Genomic DNA, 4647 nt, shown 5'->3' on the forward strand with positions numbered 1-4647 from the left:
GAAGGCGTCATTTTCAAAAAGTGGTAAACGAATGCGTCTGACTTGAAATCAGGTGAATGATGCTATAACCCTAATATTTGATAGCGGTTGGCTCCGCTTTCCTCTCTTGGTATCAAATGAATCATTGAGCAAGAAAAAAGAACATCTAAGCCCGCTCTAATTTGCTTCGGCTGCAACCTGGTGTAATCGCGAATGACTTCATGAGATACATGCACTTCAAGCTTGTCTTGGTAACGCAAACTAAGCAAAGTAATGTATATCTTTAGTGCTGCGAAGGGAGCGATGCCGCGATTTGAAATATCTTGCAGTGCCTTCCGTAGTAGATGGGAAGGTGTTTTCGCCCACTTTTTATCTTCCTCGATGTATAATATTTCGTATATGTTTCGGTAGCGGGAGCTATCGATTCTGATTATGCTCAAGTTTTTGAGGCGCTCTAATCCAGTTAGCACCATTGGTCTGCTAAGCCCAGTTAATTCCTGAAGCCCAGAAATAGAGACACTTACATCTCTGGTCTTAAAGTCTATAAGTATTGATAGGGCTAATAAACATTTCATAGCGGCAATGCCCTCGCCAACTTCAGATGCTTTCAATTCAGTGAAAAGATGGGATGCCCTGAACCACCAATTGGGTAACGAGCCAAACGTCGGCCTCTTCATTTTTCCGTACTCCCAGAGATAACAGTAAGCACAAGCTTTATCACCATATAAGAGAACCCCAATGAGAACAGCACAGTTAACACGATTAAACTTTCAGTGGGAGCCTGAGAAACAGACTCTATTACTTTTAAAACTATGTTCATGATTAATCACCCTTCAGCTACGTTTTTAATCATTTTGGCACACCAGGTAAAGAAATCTAGATAGAGCGATACCTCAATATCTTTAAAATTATTCAATAAGGCAATGTAAAATATAGCTTTTTTGTTGGATAGAAACGGTAATTATAAATCAAAGATAGTCAATGAGAGCCGCATTTTTAGGTAATTTAAGAAGTGATTTTTAGTATAATTTATAGCCGAAATGGTAAATGGCATGGCGTTTATATGCTGGGTAACTGTGAAAGCCCATTCAAAACAGAATCAAATGCGGTTTATCTAAAGCCAGGTACGTTTATTTTTAGGCGGTTATCAAAAGTAAGCTTAATTCTGATCTCCGTCTCAAAATTAAGCTTACTTTTGATCGCTTTTTCTAATCTTGGCTTGGTTAACTTTCAGTTCTGTGTCATTAAAGGGGAAGTGGACAGTGTCCTTATGACGGTATAAGGCTAGTATAGCTATAGTGGCTACTGGTTGAAATATAAGGTTAATCGCATAATGAAACTTTCATAATGAAAGTTTCATTATGGCTAACAGGAAGGTTTCTTTGACGCAAAACGCATGGTGGCGAGATGATGGACGAACATGAAAAGAAAGGTCTGACACAACGGGAGCAGGAGCGTGCCCAGGTTAGACGCAATATGCGCCGCTGGGTAAAGCTTCGCGAGCATTTTGACAAGCGTCCAAACAGGTCGAATTCGACCAGTTAAGGGTTACCTGTTGCGCCTTTTCATTACCAAGTAAGTGACGCTAAGCACCAGGATTACCGCTGCAACGATGGCGAGTAATGGGAGTAGTGATGTCATCATGCTTCCTTAATTTTTTCTTTAACGAGGGCTTATTTATGAATGATATTCAGCTAGTGGGATTGCTTGTCGCTATCGGTGGTCTTCTTTTGCTGGCGCTCTTAATTCGCTACTTTAAGCGTCGGTGAGCGCAGAGCTAACGGCTATTTCGCTTTTTTCTGGTTATGGCATACAGCGTTGCTGCTATCATCAGCGCCAATGGCAATAAAAAATCACTTCTTCAGGCATTGGTTTTCTCCGCTTGTGAGGTGTGTGACATGCAACACACTTGCCCCTAGTCGTTTTTCATATCGAATCCAGTTGTTGCACAAAATACAACAACTGATGAAGTAAAAAGCAATATGCACTTAGTGCATATTGCTTTTTACTCACGCTCAATAATGGAATTCATTTACTTTTACTCACTGAATCTTTTCCCATTCTGATACTGTTTATACGATATATGGGCAGTGAGAGTCACTACGCCAACAACCGTCAGTGAAATAGCAACAATGATATACAACGCCATCTTATCTCCTCATCAGGTGTGCCACATGTCGCACACCTTTGCCGTAGCGTTTGCAATTGTGCAACAGGCTGTTGCATAAATACCGCTTGTAGTGGCGAATTCAGGCGTTTCTTTGCAGGTATCTTCCCCAAAGGAAGATACCAAGTATAGCTGTCGCTAAAATTGTATAACCCACGATTGCGTAAACACTCACGTTGTTCGCCCTTTTTTTAAAATATGTTGTTATGCAAATAAGTGACAAAGTGTGTGACATGTCACACACCCTCCCCTGGCCGTTCGCTAAAATGCAAGCTCAGAGGCAAGGTGCACTTTTTGCACATTACTCTCAGCCGTTTTTAAACACTTCATCGATAAGACGGGGTAAAAGCCATACCGCCAAGCCTGCAACAATGGATAAGACGAATAGCGCGAGCTGAAATGCGGTCATAGCTTGTCTGGGTGACGATAAACGTAAACCACTCCTGCGCCGATGGCTACAGCCAAACCTATCATTGGTAGAAGAGGGGAAACAAAATCCCACAGCGCTTGAAGACTCATCATTGTCTCCTCCTTCAGGTCTTTATGATTTTAATTATAGCGAATTCGCTATAATTAAAAACGCGCTATCACTTGCTCTGCTGTTCATCGTTTCTGAGAACCAACGGATACGTTAATGCTGCCGCAATAGCCAAGGCCGCAATGGCATAGAAAAAATAAAGCATCATCGAGGGGCACCTCCGGCCTAATCATTTTATCGATTTGTACGGTGTTTGTTTTATGATGATAGACGGAAATGTAGCAAAAACAGAGTGCATCGTTCCATTTTGGAACCAACCACGCATTTTGCGTAGCAAGCGTAGCTAAATAGGCTCAATAGAGGGGAAGAAAAAGTGAAAAAAGGGGTTTAACATAAAATCCGTTGTTCGCCATTGGGACGATTTTGGCGTTACAGGCCGATTTCGTTGCGAAACGCCTGTTTTTACACATTTTATAAACCTGTTGATCGATACGGCATCGATCCGCTACACTCGAACGCAGTTCAGAGAAATTTTTCTGAACTCCAGATACACAAAAGCTCCTCTCAGTCGCCAAACTTGATAAGGAGCTTAAGTGTTGTATTAGATACAAGGTCAATATTAATGAAAAACAAATCATTTGCAACCTTGTATTCAGTCAAAACGAGCTGGATACAGGGAAATGTCACAGAAATTTAATACTGCGCAGCAGTTACCCCTCGATTTTCAAATCTCCGCTTACCAAGAAGCGAGCTGTTTCCTCGACGATAGTAGGAACGGTCATTACGCCATTGTCACCAAACGTGCTGATGCTAAAGTCGTGCAGCGGATGATGCCGCTGCATACACTGCCATATGTGTTAGAGCAGCAAGCCCAGAATTTTGAAAAGTACAAAAAAACGAATGGAAAGAACGATATCTGGATCAGCCAGGCCACGTTTGTGGGGTGGAAAGGTAACAACGGACAAAACCTCGCATTCAGGCGGAAAACCACGCTCGCATCCATTGCTACGCTCTTTTGCGATCTCGACTATTACAAGGATGAGAAACTAAAACACCTGTCGCCCGAACGCATGGCCGACATGGTGCTTGAGCATTGCAATAAGCTCGGCTACCCACTGCCTAGTCTCATTATTGACACTGGCCGTGGCTTACAAATCAAATGGCACCATGAACCCATCCCGCGTAAAGCGTTAACGAGGTGGGAAGCTGCAAGCTCCCACCTCGTTAATTCTTTCAAGTCTCTAGGTTGTGATATAGGAGTGCGCGACGCTACGCGAATTCTGCGTGTGTTACACACTGTGAACCAAAAATCAGGCAAGATCGTGCGCGTTGTCTGGCTTAATCCAAACCAAACAACACACAAATTCAACGATTTGTGCAATGCGGTACTGCCGTACACGCAAGAACAAATCAAAGAATTTCGCTCCGCTGCCAAGCAGCGCAAGCTTGACGGTGTAAAAGAATCGGCTGTTATTCACTTTGCTAACGCAAAGGGATTCAGCCCCCGAACATTGAACTGGGCGAGACTTAACGACTTACAGACTTTGCATAAGCTACGTAATTTCGAGATGGGTGATGGTTTACGTGAGCCGTTGGCTTTTTACATGGCAAACCAATACGCGCTATGTCACCAACAGCACTATGCCGATCCTAACCAGTACCATGAGATATTGCGCATCATCAAAAGTACACATAAAGGCATGGAACACGCCACAGCAGTGGCAAAGGCACAATGGCTCCATAAGCTTATGGGAGAAGCGCAAACAGGTAAAACGAAGGAGTTTGACGGCAAAGAATATACGCCGCTTTACACGCCTTCAAACGATTGGTTTATCAATCTCTTTGGTATCAGCTCTGGCGAGCAGAAGCACCTAGATACCATTATTGATTCAACTGGGGGTTCTAGGGATTTTCCCCTCTAAAAAGACATAATCCTCTGTAGACCACACCAATAAATGGCTGCGGAGGTGGTTTACTTTCAGCTTGGAGCCTAATCATCCACTATCGGCCTTGTTATTTCGCC

3 protein-coding genes are annotated in these 4647 nt (G+C 43.1%); 1 reads left to right on the plus strand and 2 read right to left on the minus strand.

Annotation, left to right across the window (positions count from 1 at the left end):
- Nucleotides 1–62 precede the first annotated feature (62 nt).
- Together GTH32_RS18200 and GTH32_RS18205 are read right to left on the minus strand one after the other, a co-directional pair.
- Nucleotides 63–656 (minus strand): hypothetical protein, encoded by a 594-nt coding sequence (locus GTH32_RS18200; protein WP_203565554.1) that lies wholly within the window; start codon nt 654–656, stop codon nt 63–65.
- Entirely contained in the window at nt 653–799 is a 147-nt protein-coding gene (locus GTH32_RS18205) for a hypothetical protein (RefSeq protein ID WP_163088458.1), read from the minus strand. The genes GTH32_RS18200 and GTH32_RS18205 overlap by 4 nt, the downstream gene beginning before the upstream one ends.
- Before the next feature lie 2505 nt (nt 800–3304).
- Here GTH32_RS18205 and GTH32_RS18210 point away from each other — a divergent pair.
- The gene (locus GTH32_RS18210; RefSeq protein ID WP_163088460.1) at nt 3305–4546 is read left to right on the plus strand and encodes a hypothetical protein; all 1242 of its coding nucleotides are present in this window, start codon (nt 3305–3307) and stop codon (nt 4544–4546) included.
- The last annotated feature ends 101 nt before the right edge of the window (nt 4547–4647 follow it).

This window comes from Alteromonas profundi, assembly GCF_010500865.1.
Taxonomy (GTDB): Bacteria; Pseudomonadota; Gammaproteobacteria; order Enterobacterales; family Alteromonadaceae; genus Alteromonas; species Alteromonas profundi.

Bases quoted from the DNA above. Each gene is read 5' to 3' on its own strand.
- GTH32_RS18200 (WP_203565554.1), bottom strand. From the start codon at position 656: ATGAAGAGGCCGACGTTTGGCTCGTTACCCAATTGGTGGTTCAGGGCA.
- GTH32_RS18205 (WP_163088458.1), bottom strand. From the start codon at position 799: ATGAACATAGTTTTAAAAGTAATAGAGTCTGTTTCTCAGGCTCCCACT.
- GTH32_RS18210 (WP_163088460.1), top strand. From the start codon at position 3,305: ATGTCACAGAAATTTAATACTGCGCAGCAGTTACCCCTCGATTTTCAA.